At 69.9% G+C, this 24,012-nt stretch carries 13 protein-coding genes; 7 read left to right on the top strand and 6 right to left on the bottom strand.

Annotated features, from left to right (window positions below; genetic code table 11):
- Positions 1 to 26 precede the first annotated feature (26 nt).
- The 3 genes from ftsA (at position 27) to ftsZ (ending at position 11,338) form a co-directional block, all read left to right on the top strand.
- Positions 27 to 1,259 carry a cell division protein FtsA gene (ftsA, locus tag LXT21_RS04200; protein WP_046715495.1) on the top strand — a complete coding sequence of 411 codons (1,233 nt, stop codon included), beginning with the start codon at positions 27 to 29 and terminating at the stop codon, positions 1,257 to 1,259.
- A 413-nt stretch (positions 1,260 to 1,672) separates the two neighbouring features.
- Positions 1,673 to 9,709, top strand: a complete 8,037-nt coding sequence (gene agmC, locus LXT21_RS04195; RefSeq protein WP_254036783.1) for an adventurous gliding motility protein AgmC — start codon at positions 1,673 to 1,675, stop codon at positions 9,707 to 9,709.
- A gap of 405 nt (positions 9,710 to 10,114) precedes the next feature.
- Entirely contained in the window at positions 10,115 to 11,338 is a 1,224-nt protein-coding gene (gene ftsZ, locus LXT21_RS04190) for a cell division protein FtsZ (RefSeq protein WP_254036782.1), read from the top strand.
- A 10-nt stretch (positions 11,339 to 11,348) separates the two neighbouring features.
- Here the strand turns inward: ftsZ and LXT21_RS04185 are convergent, their stop codons facing one another.
- Positions 11,349 to 11,660: a hypothetical protein gene (locus LXT21_RS04185; RefSeq protein ID WP_254036781.1), complete on the bottom strand. Its 312-nt coding sequence runs from the start codon at positions 11,658 to 11,660 to the stop codon at positions 11,349 to 11,351.
- A gap of 291 nt (positions 11,661 to 11,951) precedes the next feature.
- Between LXT21_RS04185 and LXT21_RS04180 the strand changes: the two genes are divergently transcribed.
- Entirely contained in the window at positions 11,952 to 12,728 is a 777-nt protein-coding gene (locus LXT21_RS04180; RefSeq protein ID WP_254036780.1) for an enoyl-CoA hydratase/isomerase family protein, read from the top strand.
- Between the two features lie 34 nt (positions 12,729 to 12,762).
- On the opposite strand, the gene LXT21_RS04175 is transcribed toward LXT21_RS04180, so the two are convergent.
- Positions 12,763 to 13,356 carry a response regulator gene (locus LXT21_RS04175; RefSeq protein WP_254036779.1) on the bottom strand — a complete coding sequence of 198 codons (594 nt, stop codon included), beginning with the start codon at positions 13,354 to 13,356 and terminating at the stop codon, positions 12,763 to 12,765.
- 99 nt (positions 13,357 to 13,455) lie between these two features.
- Entirely contained in the window at positions 13,456 to 15,348 is a 1,893-nt protein-coding gene (locus LXT21_RS04170; protein ID WP_254036778.1) for an FHA domain-containing protein, read from the bottom strand.
- 210 nt (positions 15,349 to 15,558) lie between these two features.
- On the opposite strand from LXT21_RS04170, the gene LXT21_RS04165 reads away from it, so the two are divergent.
- Entirely contained in the window at positions 15,559 to 17,091 is a 1,533-nt protein-coding gene (locus tag LXT21_RS04165) for a rhomboid family intramembrane serine protease (protein WP_254036777.1), read from the top strand.
- Here the strand turns inward: LXT21_RS04165 and LXT21_RS04160 are convergent.
- The 3 genes from LXT21_RS04160 to LXT21_RS04150 form a co-directional block, all read right to left on the bottom strand.
- Positions 17,075 to 18,073 (bottom strand): RNA ligase family protein, encoded by a 999-nt coding sequence (locus LXT21_RS04160; protein WP_254036776.1) that lies wholly within the window; start codon positions 18,071 to 18,073, stop codon positions 17,075 to 17,077. The two genes, LXT21_RS04165 and LXT21_RS04160, sit on opposite strands and share 17 nt — an antisense overlap.
- 97 nt (positions 18,074 to 18,170) lie before the next feature.
- Positions 18,171 to 19,052: a hypothetical protein gene (locus LXT21_RS04155; RefSeq protein WP_254036775.1), complete on the bottom strand. Its 882-nt coding sequence runs from the start codon at positions 19,050 to 19,052 to the stop codon at positions 18,171 to 18,173.
- A gap of 6 nt (positions 19,053 to 19,058) precedes the next feature.
- Complete coding sequence (locus LXT21_RS04150) at positions 19,059 to 20,447, bottom strand: hypothetical protein (protein ID WP_254036774.1); 1,389 nt, start codon at positions 20,445 to 20,447, stop codon at positions 19,059 to 19,061.
- Between the two features lie 340 nt (positions 20,448 to 20,787).
- Here LXT21_RS04150 and LXT21_RS04145 point away from each other — a divergent pair, with 340 nt between their 5' ends.
- Together LXT21_RS04145 and LXT21_RS04140 are read left to right on the top strand one after the other, a co-directional pair.
- Positions 20,788 to 23,097: an ArnT family glycosyltransferase gene (locus LXT21_RS04145; protein WP_254036773.1), complete on the top strand. Its 2,310-nt coding sequence runs from the start codon at positions 20,788 to 20,790 to the stop codon at positions 23,095 to 23,097.
- Entirely contained in the window at positions 23,094 to 24,011 is a 918-nt protein-coding gene (locus tag LXT21_RS04140) for an ABC transporter ATP-binding protein (protein WP_254036772.1), read from the top strand. Before LXT21_RS04145 ends, LXT21_RS04140 begins: the two co-directional genes overlap by 4 nt.
- The last annotated feature ends 1 nt before the right edge of the window (position 24,012 follow it).

The raw sequence follows: 24,012 nt of genomic DNA, 5'->3' as shown, positions 1-24,012 counted from the left end.
AGAGTGGGGGGCCTGGGAGGGTTGTCATGGCGAAGCAGAAGTCGGGGGAGATCATTGTCGGCCTCGACATCGGCACGACGAAGATTTGCGCCATCGTCGGGGAGCTGACCGACAGCGGTATCGACATCATCGGTATCGGGACGCATCCGTCGAAGGGGTTGCGCAAGGGCGTGGTGGTCAACATCGAGGCGACCGTCTCCTCCATCCGCCGCGCCATCGAAGAGGCGGAGCTGATGGCGGGCGCGGAGATTTCCCACGTCTACACGGGCATCGCCGGTGGCCACATCAAGGGCTTCAACTCCCAAGGCATCGTGGCGGTGAAGGACAAGGAGGTCCGCGAGGCGGACATCGCGCGCGTCATCGACGCGGCGAAGGCGGTGGCCATCCCCCTGGACCGGGAAGTCATCCACGTGCTGCCCCAGGAGTTCATCATCGATGACCAGGGCGGCATCAAGGAGCCCCTGGGCATGGCGGGCGTGCGCCTGGAGGCCAAGGTCCACATCGTCACGGGCGCCGTGTCCAGCGCGCAGAACATCGTCAAGTGCGCCAACCGCACGGGCCTGAATGTCTCCGACATCGTCCTGCAGCCGCTGGCGAGCGCCGAGGCGGTGCTGGGCGAGGACGAGAAGGAGCTGGGCGTGTGCCTCGTCGACATCGGCGGCGGCACCACGGACATCGCCATCTTCTCCGGCGGCTCCATCGTCCACACGGCGGTGATTGCGCTGGGCGGCAACAACCTCACCAGCGACATCGCCATCGGCCTGCGCACGCCCGCGCACGAGGCCGAGCGCATCAAGCAGAAGTACGGCTGCGCGCTGGCGTCGCTCATCAATAAGGACGACACGATTGAGGTCCCCAGCGTCGGGGGTCGTCAGCCGCGCGTGCTCGGCCGCCAGATTCTCTGCGAGATCCTGGAGCCGCGTGTGGAGGAGATCTTCCAGTTGGTCCACCGCGAAATCCAGAAGTGCGGCTACGAGGACCTGCTCGCTTCGGGCGTGGTGATCACGGGTGGCTCCACGCTGCTCGCGGGCATGCCGGAGCTGGCCGAGGAGGTGCTCGGGCTGCCCGTGCGTCGCGGCATGCCGCGCGGCATCGGCGGGCTGGTGGACGTGGTGAAGAGCCCCATGTACGCCACGGGCGTGGGCCTGGTCGTCTACGGTGCCAAGCACCTGGACCGGCGCATGTTCCGCATCCGCGAGGAGAACGTGTACAAGAAGGTGAAGGGCCGCATGCGCGAGTGGCTCGAGGAAATCTTCTAGCGCCTGGGACGCAACACGCGTCCTGTCGCAACGCGAGGGGCTCTTCCGGAAGGAGGGCCCCTCGTCGCGTTTCTGGCGGCGTGCGTCAGCGAAGGCCTCCCGTGTTGACGTGTCAGGGCCTCTACCCCGCACGCTCCTGACGGGTCAGCCAGAGCGGGACGCGAGGGGTGGGTCATCCGGTTTCCAGAATCCGGATCCGTGTTTCGGATCCGCGGGCTTGGAGGGCAGGGGGCGTCCGAGTGAACCCCCCTGAAACAGGGCGTGGACCGGAAGTGGACGGAGCGTGGCTCCTGGATTGCTATGAGCGTCCACTGCCGCACGGGCCAGTCCCTACACCGCGCGGCCCCAGTCCTATGACTCCCACATCCAAAACTCCCACTTCGCAGGTCGCGGCACGTCGTGGACGTGCTTGCTTGCCCGTCGTCGGTCTGCTGGCGCTCCTGTGTGCCGCGCTGGCGGCGCCCGCGGCTCACGCGGAGCCCGACCGCTTCCATCTCGGAACCGGAACGACGGCCCTGACGGTCAACGTCCCCAACACCGTCATCAACACCTATACCCGGGTGACGGCGGCCGTGCCGGCCGGACAGAACTTCGTCCCCGTCGCGTCTTCCACCGGCTTCGCGGTGGGCAACCTGGTGATGGTGTACCAGGCGGCGGGCCTCACGGCGCCGGCCTCGGGCACCCAGACGCCCATCGACATGTCCGTGGCGGCGAACGCCCCTGTGGGTCGGTGGGAGTTCGCGCGCATCTCCGCGCTCACGGCGACGCGGCTGACCTTCACGGCCCCGTTGACGGTGGCCTTCGCGGCGAATACGGGCACCCAGGCCATCCGCGTCCCCGAGTACACCACGGTGACGGTGAACGCCGGCGGCTCCATCGTCGCGGCGCCCTGGAATGGCACCACCGGCGGCGTGCTCATCTTCCTGGCCAACGGCGCGGTGACCAACAATGGCGCCATCCACGCGGATGGTCTGGGCTTCCGCGGCGGCATCTTCTGGAACGGCGCGGGTGACGGCTGCACCGGCATCAACCAGGCGTACCCGGGTGGCGCGCAAAAGGGCGAGGGCGTGGTGCTGTCGGCCTACGACAACACCGACCCGTTCGTCGCGGGCTCCTCGGGCTACGGCAACATCGCCAACGGTGCCGGCGGTGGCATCTGTCACAACTCGGGCGGCGGTGGTGGTGGCAGCGCGGGCGCGGGTGGCAAGGGCGGCCGGACGTGGAGCGGTGACGAGCCTCCCTCCCGTGACGTCGGTGGTCGCGGTGGTGCCCGCATGGACTTCTCTCCGGTGAGCACCCTGCTGTTCGGCGGTGGTGGTGGCGCGGGTCACAGCAACGACGACTTCGGCGGTGGTGGCAGCGCGGCGGGCGGTATCGTGTACATCCGCGCGGCCTCGCTGGCGGGCACGGGCCGTGTCTCGGCCAACGGTGTGGCGGGCGAGAACGCCCGGGAAGACGCCAATGACGCCGCGGGCGGCGGTGGCTCTGGCGGCACGGTCTCCGTGCGTACGACCGGAAACCTGTCCTGCAACAACAACCTCATCACGGCCAACGGCGGCAACGGTGGCAGCACCACCTTCGCCGAGCACGGCACGGGTGGCGGCGGCGGCGGTGGTCGCATCCTGTTCCAGGGTGCCACCGTGGCTTGCACGGCGACCGTCGCGGGCGGACTTCCGGGCACGCAGCCCACGGCGACCGCTCCGGACGGTCTGACGTACGGCGCCGTCGTGGGCGGCGTCGGTGTCATCACCACGCTCCCTGGCGCCTTCGTGACGCCGACGGCACCGGTGGTGGTGACGCCGGCCAATGGCTCCACCACGGGCGTGCGTCCTCCCATCTCGGGCACCGCGACCCCCAACTCGTCCGTCGTCATCTCCGTCGACGGTGCGGTGCTGGCCACCGTCCAGGCGGATGCCGCGGGCAACTTCACGTACACGCCGACCACGGACCTGGCGGTGGGCAACCACACGGTGAACGCGGTGTCCGTGTTGAACGGCGCCACGAGCACGGTGAGCAACACCAACACGTTCAACGTGCAGAACGCCCTGCCGCCTCCGGTCATCTCCACGCCGACCAACGGCGCGGTGCTCCTCGCGTCTCCGACGCAGATCACGGGCACGGCGTCCGGCGGCGCCACGATGGTCGACCTGACCATCAACGGCACCACGTACGCGAACATCCCCGTCACCGGTGGCAACTGGACCTTCACGGTGCCTGGCACGCTGGCGGACGGTGTGTACAACCTGTCGGCTCGCTCTCGCGATGCGTCGCGCACCAGCACGGCGACGACGTCGAGCTTCACGGTGGACACGCAGACGGCGGTCGCCGTCACCACGCCCGCGGAGGGCGCGGTGCTGACGAACCCGGTGGTGACGTATTCCGGTACGGGTGAGCCGGGCGCCACGGTGACGGTGGTGGTGGATGGCGCCACGGTGGGCACGGTGACGGTGGGTGCGGGCGGCACGTGGTCGGTGCCGGTGGCGACGCCGCTGGCGGACGGGCCGCACACGGTGACGGCCACGGCGCAGGACGCGCAGGGCCACACCGCGACGGACACGAACGCCTTCACGGTGGACACGGGCACCAACGTGGCCGTGACGACGCCCGCGGAGGGCGCGGTGCTGACCAACCCGGTGGTGACCTACTCCGGTACCGGTGAGCCGGGCGCCACCGTGACGGTGGTGGTGGATGGCACCACGGTGGGCACGGTGACGGTGGGCGCGGGCGGCACGTGGTCGGTGCCGGTGTCGACGCCGCTGGCGGACGGGCCGCACTCGGTGACGGCCACGGCGACGGATACGCAGGGCCACACGGCGACGGACACGAACACCTTCAGGGTGGACACGGGCACGTCGGTGGCCGTGACGACGCCGGCCGAGGGTGCGGTGCTGACGAACCCGGTGGTGACGTACTCCGGTACGGGTGAGCCGGGCGCCACGGTGACGGTCGTGGTGGATGGCAACACGGTGGGCACGGTGACGGTGGGCGCGGGCGGCACGTGGTCGGTGCCGGTGGCGACGCCGCTGACGGATGGTGCTCACACGGTGACGGCCACGGCGACGGACACGAGCGGCCACACGGCGACGGACTCGAACACCTTCACGGTGGACGCGGGCACCAACGTGGCCGTGACGACGCCGGCCGAGGGCGCGGTGCTGACGAACCCGGTGGTGACCTACTCCGGTACCGGTGAGCCGGGCGCCACCGTGACGGTGGTGGTGGACGGCAACACGGTGGGCACGGTGACGGTGGGCGCGGGTGGCACGTGGTCGGTGCCGGTGTCGACGCCGCTGGCGGACGGGCCGCACTCGGTGACGGCCACGGCGACGGACACGAGCGGCAACACGGCGACGGACACGAACACCTTCACGGTGGACACGGGCACGTCGGTGGCCGTGACGACGCCGGCCGAGGGTGCGGTGCTGACGAACCCGGTGGTGACGTACTCCGGTACGGGAGAGCCGGGCGCCACGGTGACGGTCGTGGTGGATGGCAACACGGTGGGCACGGTGACGGTGGGCGCGGGCGGCACGTGGTCGGTGCCGGTGGCGACGCCGCTGACGGATGGTGCTCACTCGGTGACGGCCACTGCGACGGACACGAATGGCAACACGGCGACGGACACGAACACCTTCACGGTGGATGCGACGACGTCGGTGGCCGTGACGACGCCGGCCGAGGGCGCGGTGCTGACGAACCCGGTGGTGACGTACTCCGGTACGGCCGAGCCGGGCGCCACGGTGGCGGTGACGGTGGATGGCATCGTCGTCGACACGGTGACGGCGGGTCCGGACGGCAGCTGGTCGCTGCCCGTGGCCACGCCGCTGGATGACGGCTCGCACACGGTGAGCGTCACGGCGACGGACACGAGCGGCAACACGGCGACGGACTCGAACACCTTCACGGTGGACACGGGCACCAACGTGGCCGTGACGACGCCCGCCGAGGGCGCGGTGCTCACCACGGGCACGGTGACGTACTCGGGTACGGCCGAGCCGGGCGCCACGGTGACGGTGAGCGTGGACGGCAACACGGTGGGCACGGTGACGGCGGGTCCGGATGGCAGCTGGAGCATCCCGGGCAACTCGTCGCTCAACGATGGCGCGCACACGGTGACGGCCACGGCCGAGGACGCGCAGGGCCACACCGCCACGGACTCGAACACCTTCACGGTGGACACGAGCACCCGCGTGGCCATCACCACGCCCGCCGAGGGCGCGGTGGTGAACACCGCCGAGGTCACGTACACGGGCACGGCGGAGCCGGGCGCCGAGGTGACGGTGACGGTGGATGGCACCGTCGTCGGCACGGTGACGGCGGGTCCGGACGGCAGCTGGAGCATCCCGGGCAACTCGTCCCTGGCGGATGGTCCCCACACGGTGTCGGTCACCGCGGAGGATGAGCACGGCCACACCGCGACGGACACGCACACGTTCACGGTCAACACCAGCACCACGGTTGAAATCACCACGCCCGCGGACGGCGCGGTGCTCGACAACGGCGTCGTCACGTACTCCGGTACGGGCGAGGTCGGCGCCACGGTGACGGTGGTGGTGGACGGCAACACGGTGGGCACGGTGACGGTGGGCGCGGGCGGCACCTGGTCGCTGCCGGTCGCCGCGACGCTGGCGGACGGTTCGCACACGGTGACGGCCACGGCGGAGGACGACGAGGGCAACACCGCGACGGACACCAACACCTTCACGGTGGACACGCAGACCACGGTCAGCATCACCACGCCCGCGGAGGGCGCGGTGCTCGACGACGGCGTCGTCACGTACTCCGGTACGGGTGAGGTCGGCGCCACGGTGACCGTCACGGTCGACGGCACCATCGTCGGCACGGTGACGGTGGGCGCGGGCGGCACCTGGTCGCTGCCGGTGGCCACGCCGCTGGCGGATGGACCGCACACGGTGACGGCCTCGGCGGAGGACGCGCAGGGCAACACCGCCACGGACACCAACACCTTCACGGTGGACGCGGAGACGTCGGTGGCCATCACCACGCCCGCCGAGGGCGCGGTGCTCACCACGGGCACGGTGACCTACTCGGGGACGGGTGAGCCGGGCGCCACGGTGACGGTGGTGGTGGACGGCACCACGGTGGGCACGGTGACGGTGGGCGTGGACGGCACCTGGTCGGTGCCGGTGTCGACGCCGCTGGCGGACGGCCCGCACTCGGTGACGGCCACGGCGGAGGACGCCAACGGCAACACCGCGACGGACACCAACACCTTCACGGTGGACACGGTGCCCGACACGCGCATCACCGCGAGCCCGCCCGCGAGCTCCGGCAGCGCCACCGCGAACTTCAGCTTCGAGACGGTTCTGGCCGACCCGAACGCGACGTTCGAGTGCTCCATCGATGGTGGTGCTTTCACCCCCTGCACCAGCCCCGCGCAGTTCACGGGCCTGGCGGACGGGGAGCACACCTTCCAGGTGCGCGCGGTGGACGCGGACGGCGACGTGGACCCCACGCCCGCGACCTTCACGTGGACCATCGGCCTGGACTCGGATGGCGACGGGCTGACGGACGCGGACGAGATTGCGCGCGGCACGGACCCGAACAACCCGGACACGGACGGCGACGGCATCTCCGACGGCGTCGAGGTGAACGTCGGTGGGACGGACCCGCTGGACGACGACTCGGATGACGACGGCATCCTCGACGGCAACGAGGACAAGAACCACGACGGCATCGTCGACCCGGGCGAGACCGACCCGAACAAGGCGGACACGGACGGCGACGGGCTGCAGGACGGCACGGAGCTGGGCATCACCGAGCCCCAGGGCACGGACACCGACCCGAGCGTGTTCATCCCGGACGCGGACCCGACGACGACGACGGACCCGCTCAACCGGGACACCGACGGCGGCAGCGTGTTCGACGGCAACGAGGACACCAACCACAACGGTCGCGTCGACCCGGGCGAGACCGACCCGAACGTGGCCGCGGACGACCTGGACTCCGACCTGGACGGCGTCCCCGACGCGCGCGAAATCGAGCTGGGCATGGATCCGCATGACGCGGACTCCGACGACGACGGCGTGCCGGACGGCGAGGACGGCCTCACCGACACGGATGGGGACGGCATCATCGACGCGCTCGACCCGGACAGCGACAACGACGGGCTGAACGACGGCACCGAGCGCGGCGTGACGCGCGAGACGGCGGGCCCGGGCACCAACATCGACTCGCCGAACTTCGTGCCGGACGCGGACCCCACCACCACCACCGACCCGAAGAACCCGGACACGGATGGTGACGGCCTGCGCGATGGCGAGGAGGACAAGAACCACGACGGCCGCCGTGACGCCACGGAGACCGACCCGAACGACGCCGACTCGGATGACGACGAGCTGAGCGACGGCGTGGAGGTCAAGGGCTCCAACGCCACGGATCCGCTCAACCCGGACACGGACGGCGACGGCCTGCGCGATGGCCAGGAGGACGCCAACCACAACGGCGGCCTCGACAACGGTGAGACGAACCCGAACGACGCCGACACCGACCGCGGTGGGGCGAGCGACGGTGACGAGGTCAAGGGCGGCTCCAACCCGCTCGATGGCAACGACGACTTCGTCGTGGTGGGCCGTGGCTGCAGCACGGGCGGAGCGGGGACGTTCGCGCCGCTGGCGCTGCTGCTGCTCGCGCTGCCCCTCTTCGGTCGCCTCCGTCGCTCGTCGCGGGCGGTGGCGGCGGGGGTCGCCGGAGGCCTGGTCCTCGCGGGGACGCTCGCGGCGCAGCCTGCCCACGCGCAGGTGATTGCGCCGAGGGGCGCGTCGCAGTCCATCGACGTGCAGCGCTACAAGCCGGGCCCGGGCGCCGAGGACATCCTCGGTCTGCACAGCGCCCGCGTGCAGCCTCACCTGGGCCTCAACCTGGGCCTGTCGCTCAACTACGCCAGCAAGCCGCTCAACTTCCTGGACCCGCGCTCGGACCGGTTCATCACCGCGGTGGTGAGCCGCCAGGTGGGCATCGACCTGATGGGCGCGGTGGGTCTGTTCGACCGCTTCGAAATCGGCGTGGTGCTGCCGGTGACCATCCAGGGTTCGGACCCGGCGCCGCAGGTGGACCCCACGCTGGCGGACGGCGTGAGCTCCGGCGGCATCGGTGACCTGCGGCTGGTCCCGAAGGCGCGCATCATCGATGGGGAGAACTTCGGGCTCGCGCTGGCGGTGCCGGTGGTGCTCCCCACGGCGGGCGGCAACGACTTCCTCGGAGGCTCGGGGGTGGCGGTGCAGCCGAAGCTGGTGGCCGAGTACGGTCAGCGGGTCCGCTTCGCCGCCAACGTCGGCGTGGACCTGCGTGAGAAGCAGGTGCTGCGCAACCTGACGGCGGGCAACGCCTTCACGTACGGCCTGGGCACGGAGATTCCCTTCACGCTGGGCCGCGTCCCGCTCGCCGCCGAGGCGACGGTGATTGGCGCCATCGGCCTGGACGAGCAGGACACGGAGGAGAGCCCGCTGGAGCTGCTGGCCGCGCTGAAGTACCGCTCGGCGAAGGGCTTCGCGGCGCACCTCGGTGGTGGCCCGGGCCTCACCCGTGGCTACGGCACGCCGGGCTACCGGCTGCTGGCGGGCTTCAGCTTCAGCCCGCCTCCGTCGCCCAAGCCGACGGCGCCGCCTCCGCCCGTGGACACGGACGGCGACGGCATCTACGACCCGGACGACCGCTGCCCCACGCAGCCCGAGGACAAGGACGGCTTCGAGGACGCGGACGGCTGCCCGGACCCGGACAACGACCAGGACGGCATCCTCGACGGTGACGACCAGTGCGTGAACGAGCCGGAGACGAAGAACGGCTTCCAGGACGAGGACGGCTGCCCCGACGTGGCGCCGCCCGTGGACACGGATGGCGACGGCATCTTCGACCCGGATGACCGCTGCCCGAACCAGCCCGAGGACAAGGACGGCTTCCAGGACGAGGACGGCTGCCCGGACCCGGACAACGACCGGGACGGCATCCCGGACGTGGCGGACAAGTGCCCGATGGAGCCGGAGACCATCAACGGCTTCCAGGACGAGGACGGCTGCCCCGACAAGGGCAAGGTGAAGGTCCAGGTGGATGGCGAGCGCATCCTCATCCTGGAGAAGGTCTACTTCGCCACCGGCAAGGACATCATCCTGCCGCGCAGCTTCCCGCTGCTGAAGCAGGTGGCCGCGGTGCTGCGTGCGAACCCGCAGGTGGAACTGCTGCGCATCGAGGGCCACACGGATGACCAGGGCAACGACGCGTCCAACCTGGACCTGTCGCGCCGCCGCGCCGCCAACGTCCGTGCGTTCCTGGTGAAGGAGGGCATCGACGCCGCGCGCCTGGAGTCGCAGGGCTACGGCGAGACGAAGCCGGTGGACACCAACAAGACGGCGGCGGGCCGTGAGAACAACCGCCGCGTGGAGTTCAACATCCTGCGCGTCGGCAAGGTCGAGGTGGAGCGCGAGAACCCCTGACCTGAGCCCAAGCTCGAGCTGAACCCCGAGGGTGGTCCCGGAGCTTCGTCCGGGGCCACCCTTGGTTTTTGGTGCGAGGCCCGTCCTCCACCATGAGTCCTGGAGGTCTGACGGTGCGTGAAGACCCGCCACGCCGGGGTGGAGCGCGGAGGAACGGGGTGGGTTCGCGGGGGGAATGACCCGCCAGGGCGCGCCGCCTTTCGCGAGTCAAGGGGCGAAGTGGACCCTCCACGCCGCGCTGCTTGCTTCGGATGCCGCTGCGTAAGTGCGCGTCAGGACTCGGCGCCGGCTCATCCCGCTACATGTGCGTAGCGGAATACTTGCCAAAGATCGGGACTTGCTGATGATTGTGGAGGTTGGAGGCCCGCGCGCTGCATCGCGCGACGCCTGCCGAAAGGACCGCGTATGGACCAGTTCGATCAGAACAAGCAGGCCGCCAAGATTCGGGTCGTCGGGGCAGGTGGGGCAGGCTGCAACGCGGTCAACACGATGATCATGTCCAAGCTGGACCGCGTGGACTTCATCGCCGCCAACACCGATATCCAGGCGCTCGCCGCCAGCAAGGCGCCCACGCGGCTGCAGCTGGGCCAGACGCTGACCAAGGGCCTGGGCGCCGGCGCCAACCCGGAGATGGGCCGCGAGGCCGCGTTGGAGTCGAGGGACCAGATTGCCGCGGTGCTCGAGGGCGCCGACATGGTCTTCGTGACGGCGGGCATGGGTGGCGGCACCGGCACGGGCGCCGCGCCCATCATCGCGGACATCGCCAAGAGCCTGGGTTGCCTCACGGTGGGCGTCGTCACCAAGCCCTTCCTCTTCGAGGGCAACAAGCGCCGCAAGCAGGCCGAGCAGGGCATCGTCGAGCTCAAGGCCGCGGTGGACACGCTCATCACCATTCCGAACCAGCGGCTGCTGTCGCTCTCCAACGAGCCGATGCCGCTCCTGGAGACCTTCAAGCGCGCGGACGAGGTGCTGCTGAACGCCGTGCAGGGCATCAGCGACCTCATCCAGTACCACGGCTACATCAACGTCGACTTCGCCGACGTGAAGACCATCATGAGCGACAAGGGTCTGGCGCTCATGGGCACGGGCAACTCGTCCGGTGACAAGCGCGCGCTGACGGCCATGCAGCAGGCCATCTCCAGTCCGCTGCTCGAGGACGTCTCCATCGACGGCGCCACGGGCCTGCTCATCAACATCACGGGCGGCCGGGACATGACGCTCCAGGAGGTCAACGAGGCGTTGACCCTGGTGCACGACGCGGCCGACAGCGAGGCGGAGATCATCTTCGGCTCGCTCATCGACGAGAACATCCAGGACGAGGTGAAGATCACCATCATCGCGACGGGCTTCGTCCACCGCGATGCGCCCAAGGTCCGCAACGTGGCGCCGGTGGTCCAGGTCCCGCTGTCCCGTGCGCCGCAGCAGTCGGTGCTGATTGGCGCGCGCGAGGAGGTGGCCAGCCTGGTCCCCGCGAAGGGCAGCGCGCCGCGTCCGCTCGCGCCCGTGGAGTCCAGCAAGAGCATCAGCAACCGCACGTCCGTGGTGAAGGAGTCGGCGCTGCCTCTGGACGAGGACCAGTTCGACATCCCCACGTTCCTGCGTCGGCAGGGCCAGACGGAGCTGCCGTAGGCCTTCGCGACTAGCGGGCGGGAAGCTGGGCCACGCTGGCCTCGTCCCGTCCGGCCAGCTTGTCCGCGCGAGCGAAGAGCGTGTCCAGCTCCTCGTACAGCGCGTCGATGCGCTCCTGCTTGCGGGGCGCCGGAATCACACCGCTCCCCGACAGCTCCTCCAGTCGCGCGCCGGCCCGCTGCAACAGCTGCAGGGCCTTGAGCAGCGACAGGCCGCGGCGCGTGCCGTCCTGGGTGAAGAGGGTGCCGCTCTGGGTGAGTGCTTCGAGCGTGCCTCGGACTCCGCGGACGCGGTCCGCGTGACGGCCACGGTAGAGGTCCATCCGCCGAGCGCGACGCGCGCCATGGAGGTCGACCACACCAACACCAGTGCCTGAGGAAGAGGAGGGCTTCACGGTGTGACAAGGTACGCCATGCCCTCCTACAGCCGCAAATTTACTGGATTGTAGGGACCTGTTGCACGGTGTCTCGCTCGTCGGGCGGGCAAGGGAGCAGGGCGGGGCGAGAGGTGATGGGACGGCACGGAGGCTCTGCCGGGGACGCATTTGCTGGAGCCTCCCGGGGCGGAAGCGTGGGAGGTTCGCGCGCGAAATCCGTGAGTGGAGTCGAAGCCCATGACGATGGAGAAGTCGCCCGGCGTGGAGGTGGAGGACCGGGAGGACGGCGTGCGGGTGCTGACGCTCTCGAACCTGGCGCGCCGCAATGCGCTCAACGACGCGATGCTGGCGGTGCTGGACGCGGCGCTGGAGCCCGAGCCGCACGTGCGTGCGTTGCTGGTGCGTGGGGCGGGCGGGACGTTCTGCGCGGGCTATGACCTGACGCACCTGGGGCCCCCGGGTGAGGACGGGCGGCTCCCGGACGACATCCTGGTGGACTGCCTGCTCAAGCTGGAGCGGCACCCGGCGCCCAGCGTGGCGCTCGTGCGTGGGGCGGCGGTGGGGGCGGGGTTCGATTTGGCGGCCTCGTGTGACTTCCGCGTGGGCGCGCCGGAGACGGTCTTCCTCATGCCCCCGGCGAAGCTGGGCATCGTCTACTCGCCGGAGGGACTGGCGCGGGCCACGCGGCTGGTGGGGTTGTCGCGGGCCAAGCAGCTGTTCCTCACCGCGAGGAAGCTGGACGCGCGCGAGGCGCTGGACTGGGGGCTGTTGGACGCGTGCGAGGAGGACGCGGAGGCGCGTGCGGACGCGCTGTGCGCGACGCTGGCGGGGCATGCGCCTGGGGCCGTGTCGGGGATGAAGGAGTCCTTCGGGTTGCTGGGGCGCTCGTCGCTCGGGGACTCGGAGCGGGCGCGGCTGCGGGAGCTGCGCGCGAGGGCGTTCGCCAGCGAGGATGCGAAGGAGGGGCGGGCGGCGTTCCTGGAGAAGAGACCGCCCCGCTTCACCGGCCGCTAGTGACTGGAGCGGCCGGCGAAGCGATGGGGGTGCTTCAGGTGTCGCCGAACAGCTCGCCCATGCGCAGTTGGAGCGCCGAGGCGATTTTGTAGAGCGACGAGATGGACGCCGAGGACTCGGCGCGCTCGATTTGCGACAGCAGGGACACGGACAGGCCCGTGCGCCGCGCGAGCTGCTTGAGGGTGAGTTCCTGCGTCTTGCGGGCGTCGCGGATGGTGCGACCGATGGCGCGGTGGAGATCCGCCTCCGGGTCCTGGGACAGGCCCTTCTTCTGCAGGGCGTTGCGGACGGCGGAGATGAACTGCTCGGGCTCCATGGGCTTCTTGACGTAGTCGGAAGCCTGGGCCTTGAGCGACGCGACGGCCGTGTCCACCGTGGGGTACGCGGTGGCGACGATGACGGCGACGTCGGTGTCGTACTTGCGGATGAGCTCCAGCACCTCGGTCCCCGACATCTGCGGCATCATCATGTCGAGGATGACGAGGTGGAAGTCGGAGCCACGGAGGATCTCCACTGTCTGCGTGGGGTCCGTCGTGGTGACGACCTCGTAGCCTTCGCGGGTCAGCACCAGCTTGAGGTAGTCGCAGTTGTCCTGCTCGTCATCAACCACCAGGATGCGAATCTGCACAGCGTCTCCTCGCTGCAGGTGAACTGCAATATGGCCGAACGGGCCTTGGGGGAGGGGGAAGGAGCCCGACGGCACGCCACTGCATCTCTTGCTAGACGACTACTGCTGAACCTTCGCGTCGTAGTCTGAAATCAACCTCTTCACGTTCTTGGCCTGGGGATGGGAAGGGGCGAGCTTGAGGAACTCTTGGTAGTGCCTGATTCCGTTGTCGTTCTGCTGGATGCGTGCGTAAGCAGATCCGAGGTACAGGTGGCACTCAGCGTTCTGTGGCTCTGCGCCAACGCAAGCCTTCAACTTGGTGATGGCAGGCTCGTACTTTTTGATGCCGATGTAGGCAATACCAAGGCTCAGGTTGCATCCAGGAACGCTAGGGCCAGGCTCTAGACAAGGGCTCAGGGCAGTCAGCGCCTCATCGTACTTCTTGGTGGCGAGTAGCTCTTGCGCTGTCGCCAACGCCTGGTTCACCTCGTCCTGCCTGCGTTTGCTAGCAGGAGTGGGGCGGCCTGCTGGCTCCTCAGGTGTGGTCTTCGCACCCGTCGGAACGACCGTTGCTGCGGCCTCCTGCCGCTTCTTCTCTCGGTCGAACTCCGCCTTCAGTTCAGCGTGACGTGTGTCGAAGAACTGGGTGCTCGCGCTGGCATCCAGCAACTTCTTCGCGTCATCAAGCTTGCCCGCAGCCAGCGACTTCTCCACGTCGGCGAGCTGCTTCTGCACACTTTGCTCGGAGGCGAGCTTGGCCTGCAGCTCCTTGACCTCCGGCCGGGACTTGTCGGTCTTGGAGAACAGCGCGAGGGCGTCCGCGGCCTGGTTCAGGTCCTTGGTCCCGAACGCGGCGTTCGCCGACTTCAGCAAGTCCTCGTAGGTCGGCTGCGCCTGCGCCGCAGGGGGCTCCGGAGGCTTCTCCGGCGTCCCCGGCTGCACCACCGTCTCCGGAGGCTTGACGTCCTCGGGCGGCTTCACCGGAGGCTCCGGGGGCGGCTCCACGGGCTTGGGTGTCTGCGCCACGGCCACGGGGTCCACGGGCGGAGGCGTCCCGCCAAGCTGACCCTGCTTGTTCATCCAGAAGATGACGCCGCCACCACCCAGCAGCAGCGCGACGAGCCCGGCGACCAGCGGCAGCTTCGACATGCCACCTTCACTGGCGCCCTGCTCCTCGGCCTCGTCGGCGGCATCACCGGCGGCCAGGAAGCGCAGCTTCACGTGGCCCAGCTCCACCACGTCGCCGCTGTTCAGCGTCGCCTGGGCGTAGCTCTCGCCGTTGACCGTCATCCCGTTGGCGGACTGCATGTCGATGACACGCCACTCGCCCGTGTTCTCGCGCACCAGCTTGGCGTGCGTGCGCGACAGCGAGCGATGATCCAACGTGATGTCGTTGTCGTCCGTCCGGCCGATGCGCAGCTCCGTCCGGATGCACGCGAACTCCTGACCGCGCAGCTCGTCCGGAGTCAACACCACCAGACGCGGCGCGTCCTTGGTGTCGATGTCCTCCAGCTTTCGCGGCCGGTCCGCCTCCACATGATCCAACCGGATGATGGAGGTGGAGTTTCGACGCTTGTCCGCGCCGTCCAGGGACGGAGGAGTGTGGTCATTCTCCTCCCCGTCGCCGGGCGACTCGTCCTCGGAGCCCTCGGGCTCGTCGGGCTCTGTTTCCTGCCGGCGCGCGGGCACCTTGGTCGTGATGGGTCCTACGGCGTTCGCGGCGCCTTCGGCCTGGAGTGCCAGGTCGTAGTCGCCGATCTGGATCAGGTCGCCCTCATTCAGGGGCGACTGACCCGCGATACGCTCGCCGTTGATCCGGGTACCGTTATAGCTACCCAGGTCCTCCACCACGACATGGCCGTTCAACCGCACCAGTCGTGCGTGACGACGAGACACGTTACGTTCCGTCAGGCGGATGGTGTTTCCCTCCTGACGGCCGATGGTGATCTCGTCGCGCACGAAGGGAACAACGGTCTTGCGCCCCTCGTCGTCTTCGATGATGAGCTTCAGCACGGGTCCGATCCGCGTACAGTCATAGCAGAACGCCCTTTCAAACCACAAGTCATGCATCCCCCTCAAATGACAGGACTTTCTCCCCAGCAGGTGGGGCAGCCGGGCCTGTTGTCCATCGGTCAAGCGGCCGGGCAGGGGGGCGCTCGGTCGTTTCCCTGGGTCACGCTGGCCCTGGCGGGGGTCCTCCTGGGAGTCCATGGAGCCCTGGTGATGCGGGGTCCCGTCGACGTGGACGCGCTGGTGCGGTGGGGCGCCAAGGCGGGGCCGCTGGTGCTGGAGGCGGGGCAGGTGTGGCGGCTCGCGACGGCCAACCTGCTGCACCGGGACCTGCTGCACCTGGCGCTCAACACCGTCGTGCTGGTGGCCGCGGGCGTGGCGCTGGAGAAGGTCTGCCGACGTCGCGACTATGTCGCGCTGCTCGTCGCCGCGGGCCTCACCACCATGGCGAGCTCGCTTGCCTGGTCTGGCGCGGTGAGCGTGGGCGCGTCGGGGCTCGTCTATGGATGCATGGGCGCGCTGCTCGTGCTCGGCCGCCGTCACCGATCACACGCCGCCTTCCGCGTGCGTTGGCTCTCCGGGGAGAGCGCGATTCCCACGGTGCTCGTGTTTCTCTGGATGGGCTGGACATCCGTGGGCGTGGACAACGCCGGGCACCTGGGGGGGCTGGTGACGGGCCTGCTCGCGGGAGCGTTCCTGGAGCCGCGCGAGCTGGAGGGCATGACGCGGCCGGGTGTGCTGCGGCCGGTGGTCGGCGTCCTCGTGGCCATCGCGGTGGCGACCGCGGTGGTGGTGGAGCGCTCGGGTTGGCGGGTGGAGCGGGATGACGGCTTCGGCGTCGCGGTGGTGATGCCCGAAGGATGGAGCGGCGAGGTGGATGGGCAGGGGCGGCGCACGTTCTCCAACGGGTTGCCGGGGCTGGGGCGCGCCACGTTCTCCGCGGAGGCCATCGAGGCGGGTGAGCCCGGAGACGGTCTCGCGCAGGCGCGGCACTTCCAGGAGGAGACGCTGCCGCTCGGCGTCCCTGGCCCCGAGGGAAGGACGCTCTCCGTCCAGGGACCTCAGAGCACGCAGGTGGGCGGCAGGCTCGCGTTGCGGCTCCGCGCGGAGCTGGATGGGCCCGCGGGCGGACGGCGGCTCATCGCCTTCTTCGTGCCGCGCGGCGAGTGGGTCTACCGCCTGGTCTTCATCTGGCCCGCGCAGTGGCCCGCGTACCAGGACATCGTGAGCCGGATGGTGGCGGAGCTGCGCTTCGACGAGCCCTCCGTGCTGCGTGAGGCGCGGGGACGGGCGCTCCTGTCTCCGGGCTCCGCGGGGCCTCAGCGGGAGCTGGGCGCGGTGCTGCGTCGGTTGGGCGCGTCGAGGCAGGCCATCCTCCCGCTCACGGAGGCGGTGCGCCTGTCGCCCTCGCACGTGGGCGCGAGGGTGGAGCTCGCGCGGGCGCTGCTCGATGCCGGGCGCGTGGACGAGGGCTGTCACGCGGCCGACGAGGCGGAGGCCTACGGTCCTTCCGACACGGGGGCGCTCGAGGCGGGCGTGCGCTGCGAGCTGTCGCGAGGCGCGCTGCCTCGAGCGCTGGAGCGACTGGAGCGGGCGAGGCGGGTGGACCCGCAGGATTCACGTCTGCGGGCCGCCGAGGCCGCGTTGCGCGCGGTGCTGGAGACCTCCGCGCCCCATCCCTCCCAGGAATCGCCACCTCGGGGCGACATCCTGGAAGGGGGGCGCCGGCTCACTCCTCGTCCTTGAGCAGGAAGTCGTTGTTGATGACCTTGAACGACAGCCTGCCGCCCAGCGTGGGCGAGGAGCGCTCGACGAGCGGCCGGACGACGATGCCTTCCTTGCGGTTCTTCGTCCCGGGGTAGAGGCCCTGGGCCAGTCGCAGGTAGTGCTCCAGGCCGTGGTCGAACGCGCGTGCCTCATCGCCCATGACGACATGCTCCACCGGCACCGAGCGCAGCCCGTGCCGTTCACAGAACGCGAGGTGCTCCGCATGGCCCAGGAACTGTCCTGTGCGTGTGTCGTGGACGCTGAAGACGAACAGGTCCACTGCGTCGAGCCCCAGGCGGTTCTTCTGGATGCCCGGTCCGCACAGCTCTCCCTGGATGGCGAAGCCGGGCGGCAGGACGGTGGCCAGCGCGTACTTCTCCGCCACGCGCCACGCCGGGTGCTTGCCGGGCTTCAACGCCCAGTTGCGCGAGCACGCCACCAGCTCCCCTTCCAGCGTCCGCAGGAACGTGGACGAGGTGCCGTCCAGCTTCGTCGTCACGTAGAAGTCGAGGCCGCGCAGTTCGTCGAGCACGCCCAGCGCCGACTGCAGCCGAATCTCATCCGTCTTCGGCACCTGGCCCGGGAAGGGGCCGGCCACGTCGTTCCCTTCGGACGGGGTGGGCTCGAACTTCACGACGCCCAGCACGTCCCTCACGTCGGTGCCGAGGGGCGGTACTTCGCCACCCAGGATGGAGGTCGGCAGCGCGAGCCCCTGGGACAACACGCCCCGCAGTCTCGCCGTCTTCACGCGGAAGCTCCGGGGCCGGAGGAACTCCGCCCAGTCCTTGCCCTCTGGAAGCTGGCTGTCGATTTCGAAGAAGACGCACGCATCGCCAGGAGCGAACTCGCCCCTCCTCACCACCACGTCCCAGCCCATCACCCGCGCCTTCAGGATGTTGTCGGCTCCGGGGATGTCCTCCAGGTGGTCGATGCGCTGAATCGAGACGAGCTTTCTCTCCATGACGGGCCTCCCTCCGCGCCGCCACGAGGGGCGGACTCCCTGGTGACGCCACGTGCCTCGCGGGCTGACAGCCCCGCTCGAGACACCGCGAGCCTGGTTACCTCTCGCTGAAGGCCCGCACCACCAGGGTCGCGCCCACCGTCCACGCGTCCCGTCGGAAGAGGCCCGCATCGCCCCGGACGGCGCCACCGGACAGCCGCAGCGCCACGGGTTGGTCCGCCACGGCGAGGAACACCCGCTCCAGCGAGGCGTCCGCGCGCATGCGGAAGTGGGTGCCTCCATCCACGCCATGGGTCCACCCCGCGAGCCCCGAGGCGCGCAAGGCCCACAGCCCGTCCTCGCTCTCCAACCCTCCGTCGAACATCAGCGAGGTGAAGGGGGACAGCTCCTGTGAGGTTCCGTCGCGCGAGTGGCGCAGCGTGTGGGTCGCGGCGGGGCCCACGCCGAACCAGACGCGCTCGGTCTCCGAGCGAATCGGGTCCACCAGCAGCCCCACGCGTCCGGTCTCCAACGTCCACCCCGGCCCCTCCCAGACGCGCCGCTCCAGGTGGGCCGCGCGCAGCGCCACCGTCACGTCGAACGGGAACGGGATGCGCAACGGGCGCGCGGTGGGAATCAGGATGAAGCCCTCCTCCAGGTGGCGGCGCAGCAGTCCGTCATAGGCGGTGAAGGACAGTCCCCGACGCGCGCCGTCCCACAGCGCCACGTCGACCAGTCGATGGTTGTTGAACCACGGGGTGCCCTTGCTCCGGCTGGTGCGGCCGCTGCGCAGACGCACGCTCGCGCGCAGGGACAGCGCCTGGACGCCGTCGTTCATCACGACGCCCGAGCCCACCACCAGCCCTTCGCCCGGGTCGAAGCAGACGGGGAAGGGGGCACCGTTCGCGTCGTGTGGCGCACACGGGTCGACGTGGGGCGTGTCCACGCCCGGAGTGGAGGCCATGGCCGCCAGAAGCAGGGTGAGTCCGAGCGCGAGCACGGGCTTTCAGTCCCGAGCCTGCTGGGCCGTGGGCGCCGAGCGGCGCGCGGGAGCCCAGAGCGAGAAGCGGAGCCCCGCGGAGGCGGACCACTCCCAACGCTGGGGCAGGTAGGGGATGTCGTTGCGCCACATCCCGCGGGCATCCACCACCAACGACAGCGGCTGGTCATTGATGGCGATGAGGATGCGCTCGTAGCCCGCGGAGACCTTGAGTCGCTCCGGCCTCAGCGGGCGTCCGAGGATGGCGCGCGACAAGAGGACCTTCTCCGCCTCCACGCCGACGCGCAGGTGATGGAAGCCATCCCGGTCCAGCGTGAGGTCCGCCTCCAACACGGCGCCGGGGACGAGCGAGTTGACGTCGTTCTCGTAGTCGCGCTCGGCGGACGGGCCTGCGCGCACGCGCACGTACGACACCATGTCGCGCGAGTGCCACAAGTCCAACGTGGCGTGCACGCTGCCCCAGGTGAGGAAGCCGCCTTGCAGCTCGCCGCGCTCCACCTCCTCCACGCGCAGCGCCTCCAACCACAGGCCCATGTCGAGGCTGATGTCATACCGGCGCGGCTCGCCGAAGAACGTGGTGATGCGGAACAGCGGGTCATTCCGCTCGACGCTGAAGTCGTAGCGCAGCAGCGTCGAGTCGAGCGTCCGCTGCCCCAACACCACCTCCGTCTCCAGCACGCGCAGCCGGTGCAGGTGGCGCTCTTCGGAAATCTCCAACGCGATGCCGAAGTCCAGGCGCACGCGGTCCTCGCGCGGGACACCTTCGCGCCACAGCGGGCTCCAGGCGCCTCCCAACCAGATGCGGCGGTGCAGGTCGAAGTTGAACTGCATCACCCGGCCACGCTCATCGCGGTACCAGCCGGGTGGCGCGTCCGCGATGGAGGGCTCCAGCCGGTACTGGCGCAGCGCATCCGCGGGGATGGACGTGTCGCGCTCGAGGATGCAACCGCGAGCGCGCTCCAGCATTCGGTCCGTCTCCCGCCCGTCCATGTCCAGCTCGTGCTGCGGGGCGATGAGGCAGCGTCGCTCGCGGGAGTCACATTGGGCCCGCCAGTACCCCGAGGGAACCGCGGGCGTGGGCGGCAACGTGAGGCACACCACGGGCCGCTCCGGGTCCTGCACGGGCAGCGGGTGGGCCGGAGGCTGGATGGCGGACGCGACGAGGGGCACACCTTCGTCCGGGGTGTGTTCGAACAGCGGCCCGGTGGAAGGGGCCGCGTCGTCGAGCGAGGCAGGCGGCTCCTCGGAGGGTGGGGGCGCGGGTTGCTCCCCGGGAGGAGGTGGCTTCTGGAGAGGCTGCCCGTCCGCCGGCTGGGGCTGGAAGGGCGTCTCCGGGGGCGGGGTCGCGGCGGGGGGCGGGATGGTGGGCGTGAGGAGGGGAGGCGTGGGCCGCACGGGTGCATCCCTGTCCTGGCTGGGACCAGGCCCGGCGGGGGGCGCTCCCTCCCACTGAGCGAGCAACAAGGCACAACCCAACGTCACCGCTGACACGAGCATGGAGCCTCCGCGAACCGGACGGAGGCGGCCGTTACAAGGCCCGTGCCCCCGGCCGCTCCCCGGGCTCGCGGCATGTGGGCCTCCCTCTTCCGTGCAGGCTCCTGCACAATGGCGCGCAAGCTCCCTCACGGTGTGCCTCTGGCGGAGGTCGACCGGCGGGGGTGGCGGAGTTATAAGGCCGCGTCCTGCCCGTGGTGCGCAGGCAACCGCCCGAAACGACTCAAGGAGCCCATCACCCGTGGCGAGCGACGGCGAACAGCAGGAACAGCAGCAAGCGCAGACCTTCGCCGAGTCCATCCTCGGCAAGGAGCTTCTCTCGGCGCCCTGGATGCGGCGTTGGCTGGCGCTGCCGACCACCTGGCGCGTGGTGACCTCCACGGCCTTCTTCGCGGCCCTGCTCTTCCTGCCGTACCTGGGCGCGGTGGGCCTGTGGGACTGCTGGGAGACGCACTACGGCGAAGTGGCGCGGATGATGATCGTCCGGCGCGACTACGTGTTCCCCTTCTGGGAGAACGCGTGGTTCTTCTCCAAGCCGCCGCTCACCATGTGGATGCAGGCCTTGGGCATGCAGGTGGTGGGCACCGTGCGAGCCGGCGGCGCGCTGGGCCTGTACACGGAGTGGGGCATGCGCATGCCCTTCGTGCTCCTGAGCATCACCGCGGTGACGCTGCTGTCGCTGGCCGTCTCGCGCGTGGTGAGCCGCCGCGCGGGTCTGGCCACCGGCTTCGTGCTGGCCACCATGCCGCTGTACTTCCTGCTCACCCGGCAGACGGTGACGGACACGCCCTTCGTCACCACGTTCGTGTGCGCCATGGCGTGCGCGCTCATCGGCCAGTTGGATGACTCGACGAAGCACCGCGCGGCGTGGTGGTACGGCTTCTATGTCTTCGCGGGCCTGTCCACCCTGGCCAAGGGCCTGCTCGGCGTGGGCCTGCCGGCTGTCATCCTGGTGCTCTACGCGGCGCTGGCGGTCATCCCGTGGGACGGCGCGAGCCTGGATGCGCACCTGCGCTGGCTGACGGACGGCGGCTTCCGCAAGGACGTGCGCGAGGGGCGCCAGCCGATGCCGGTGCTCTGGGGCCAGATGTTCAAGATGAAGCTGGGCACGGGCATCCTGGTGTTCTTCGCGGTGGCCGCGCCCTGGTACGTCGTGATGTCGCTCTTCAAGAGCGTGGACGACGAGGGCAAGCTCTTCTGGTACCGCTTCTTCGTGCACGACCACCTGAACCGCCTCACCGCGGGCGTGCACACCACCACGCCGGGCGGCACGTTCATCTACTTCATCGAGCAGGGCGGCTTCGGCATCTTCCCCTGGGTGGCGCTCTTGCCCGGCGCGTTCTCCGTCGTGGCGAAGCTGAAGCTGCGCTCGGAGAAGAAGTCGGACCACCTGGCGCTCATCACCGTCATCTGGGTGGCCTTCGCCTTCTGGCTCCTGGCCTCCAGCGCGACCAAGTTCCACCACTACGTCTTCCCCGTGCTGCCGGGCCTCGCGGTGCTCATCGCGCTGTTCATCGACCGGCTGTGGGAGGACGGAATCCCCACGCACGCGGTGAGCCTCATCTTCGGCCTGGTCCTCTTCGTGCTCGTGGGCAAGGACCTGGCGGAGAACCCGAAGAACTTCACGGACCTGTTCGTCTACAACTACGAGCGCCCCTATCCCCAGGACCTCGTCACCCGGCCCATCGCGTTCTTCTCCCGCGCGCTGTGGACCGGAGACCTGGTGACGCTGGTGCTGCTGGCCTTCGGCGTCTACCTCTCCTTCGAGGCCTTCTCGCCCAAGACGCGGGAGAAGGTGACGCCGGGCTCGCGCGCCGTCGCGTTGCTCTTGCTCCTGGCGGGCGCGGCCACGCTGACGGCGGTGGCCTCCGGCGCGAAGGTGTCCGCCACGGGCCTCATCGGCGTCGCGGTGGCGGCGGCGGCCGCGTTCCTCGGGTGGCAGTCGCTCAAGGCGGAGCCGGAGGGCCGCTCGTCGCTGCAGTTGATGGCGGGCGTGGTGGCCATCGTGGGCGTGCTGATGGCGGTGCGCGGGTTCAGGGCGCCGGCCGGTGATGACTCGCTGCTGCGCTCGCTGTCGGAGCCCGTCAACATCAAGGGCGCGCTGGGCTTCGTCTTCGCGGTGGCGGGCGCCATGGCGGTGGTGGCCACGCTGATGCGCGCGCGGACGATGTTGTTCGGCACCTTCTGGATGCTGGCGGCCGGCTTCGCGCTCTGGTTCAACTGGAACCACTGGGTGGACCTGTCCCACCACTGGACGCAGCGCGACCTGTTCTGGCGCTACTACGCGCAGCGGCAGGAGGGTGAGCCCATCGTCGCGTACCTGATGAACTGGCGCGGCGAGACGCTCTACTCCAGCAACACCGTGGAGCAGTACCGCAGCGGCGACTACAACGCGAAGCTGCGCTCGCTGGTGGCGCGGCCCGGACGCGAGTGGGTGCTCGCCGAGCAGAAGATGCTCTCCACGCTGCGCAACGCGGTGGGCCCGGACAAGGTCGTCACGCCCGTGGACCGGGACATCAACAACAAGTTCGTCCTGGTGACCATCGATTGAGCGGCATCGACGTCCAGGGGCTGGGCAAGCGCTTCGGCGAACGTGTCGCCGTGGAGGGGCTCACCTTCCACGTGCGGCCGGGCGAGGTGTTCGGCCTGCTCGGCCCCAACGGCGCCGGGAAGACGACGACGGTGCGCATGCTCACCGGCCTGCTGACTCCCAGCGAGGGTCAGGTGTCCGTGTGGGGCCACCGGGTGGACCGCGACGGCGAGGCGCTGCGCAAGGTGGTGGGACTGCTCACCGAGCAGCCCGGCCTCTATGACCGGCTCACCGCGCGGGAGAACCTGCGCTTCTTCATGAAGCTGCACGAGCTGGACGAGGCGAAGGCGTGGCCTCGCACGCGGCACTATCTCGCGCGCTTCGGTCTGGCGGACCGCGAGCTGGAGCCGGTGGGCGGCTTCTCCAAGGGCATGCGCCAGAAGCTGGCCATCGTCCGCACGTTGGTGCACGACCCGAAGGTCATCTTCCTCGACGAGCCGACGAGCGGCCTGGACCCCGAGTCCGCGCGCACGGTGCGCGACGCGGTGGCGGAGCTGGCCGCGGAGGGGCGCACGATTGTCCTGTGCTCGCACAACCTCGCGGAGGTGGAGCGGCTGTGCGAGCGCGTCGCGGTGGTGAAGCGGCGGCTGCTGCTCATGGGGCCGGTGCGTGAGCTGCGGCGCGCGGGGCAGGCGCTGGAGGTGCGCGTGGAGGGCGAGGCGGAGCGCTACCGCAACGTGCTCGCGTCGCTGCCCTTCGCGCCCAACGTGCTGACCGAAGGCATGCGGCTGCGGGTCATGCTGGAGGATGACTCGCAGGCGCCGGACGTGCTGGCGTGCCTGGTGGGAGCGGGCGCGCGGGTGCACAGCGCGGTGCCGGCGCAGCGGCCCCTGGAAGAGGTGTACCTGGACCTGCTTCGCGAAGGGGGAGCGTAGC

It is taken from the genome of Myxococcus guangdongensis (assembly GCF_024198255.1).
Classification (GTDB): domain Bacteria; phylum Myxococcota; class Myxococcia; order Myxococcales; family Myxococcaceae; genus Myxococcus; species Myxococcus guangdongensis.
The sequence above is the reverse complement of the archived record's forward strand: the minus strand, read 5'-3'. Positions and strand labels throughout refer to the sequence as shown.

What these genes read in the sequence shown, in the direction of transcription:
- ftsA (WP_046715495.1), top strand. Translation starts at nt 27, where the DNA reads ATGGCGAAGCAGAAGTCGGGGGAGATCATTGTCGGCCTCGACATCGGC.
- LXT21_RS04185 (WP_254036781.1), bottom strand. Translation starts at nt 11,660, where the DNA reads ATGGACCTCTACCGTGGCCGTCACGCGGACCGCGTCCGCGGAGTCCGA.
- LXT21_RS04165 (WP_254036777.1), top strand. Translation starts at nt 15,559, where the DNA reads ATGCGGGGTCCCGTCGACGTGGACGCGCTGGTGCGGTGGGGCGCCAAG.
- LXT21_RS04160 (WP_254036776.1), bottom strand. Translation starts at nt 18,073, where the DNA reads ATGGAGAGAAAGCTCGTCTCGATTCAGCGCATCGACCACCTGGAGGAC.
- ftsZ (WP_254036782.1), top strand. Translation starts at nt 10,115, where the DNA reads ATGGACCAGTTCGATCAGAACAAGCAGGCCGCCAAGATTCGGGTCGTC.
- LXT21_RS04180 (WP_254036780.1), top strand. Translation starts at nt 11,952, where the DNA reads ATGACGATGGAGAAGTCGCCCGGCGTGGAGGTGGAGGACCGGGAGGAC.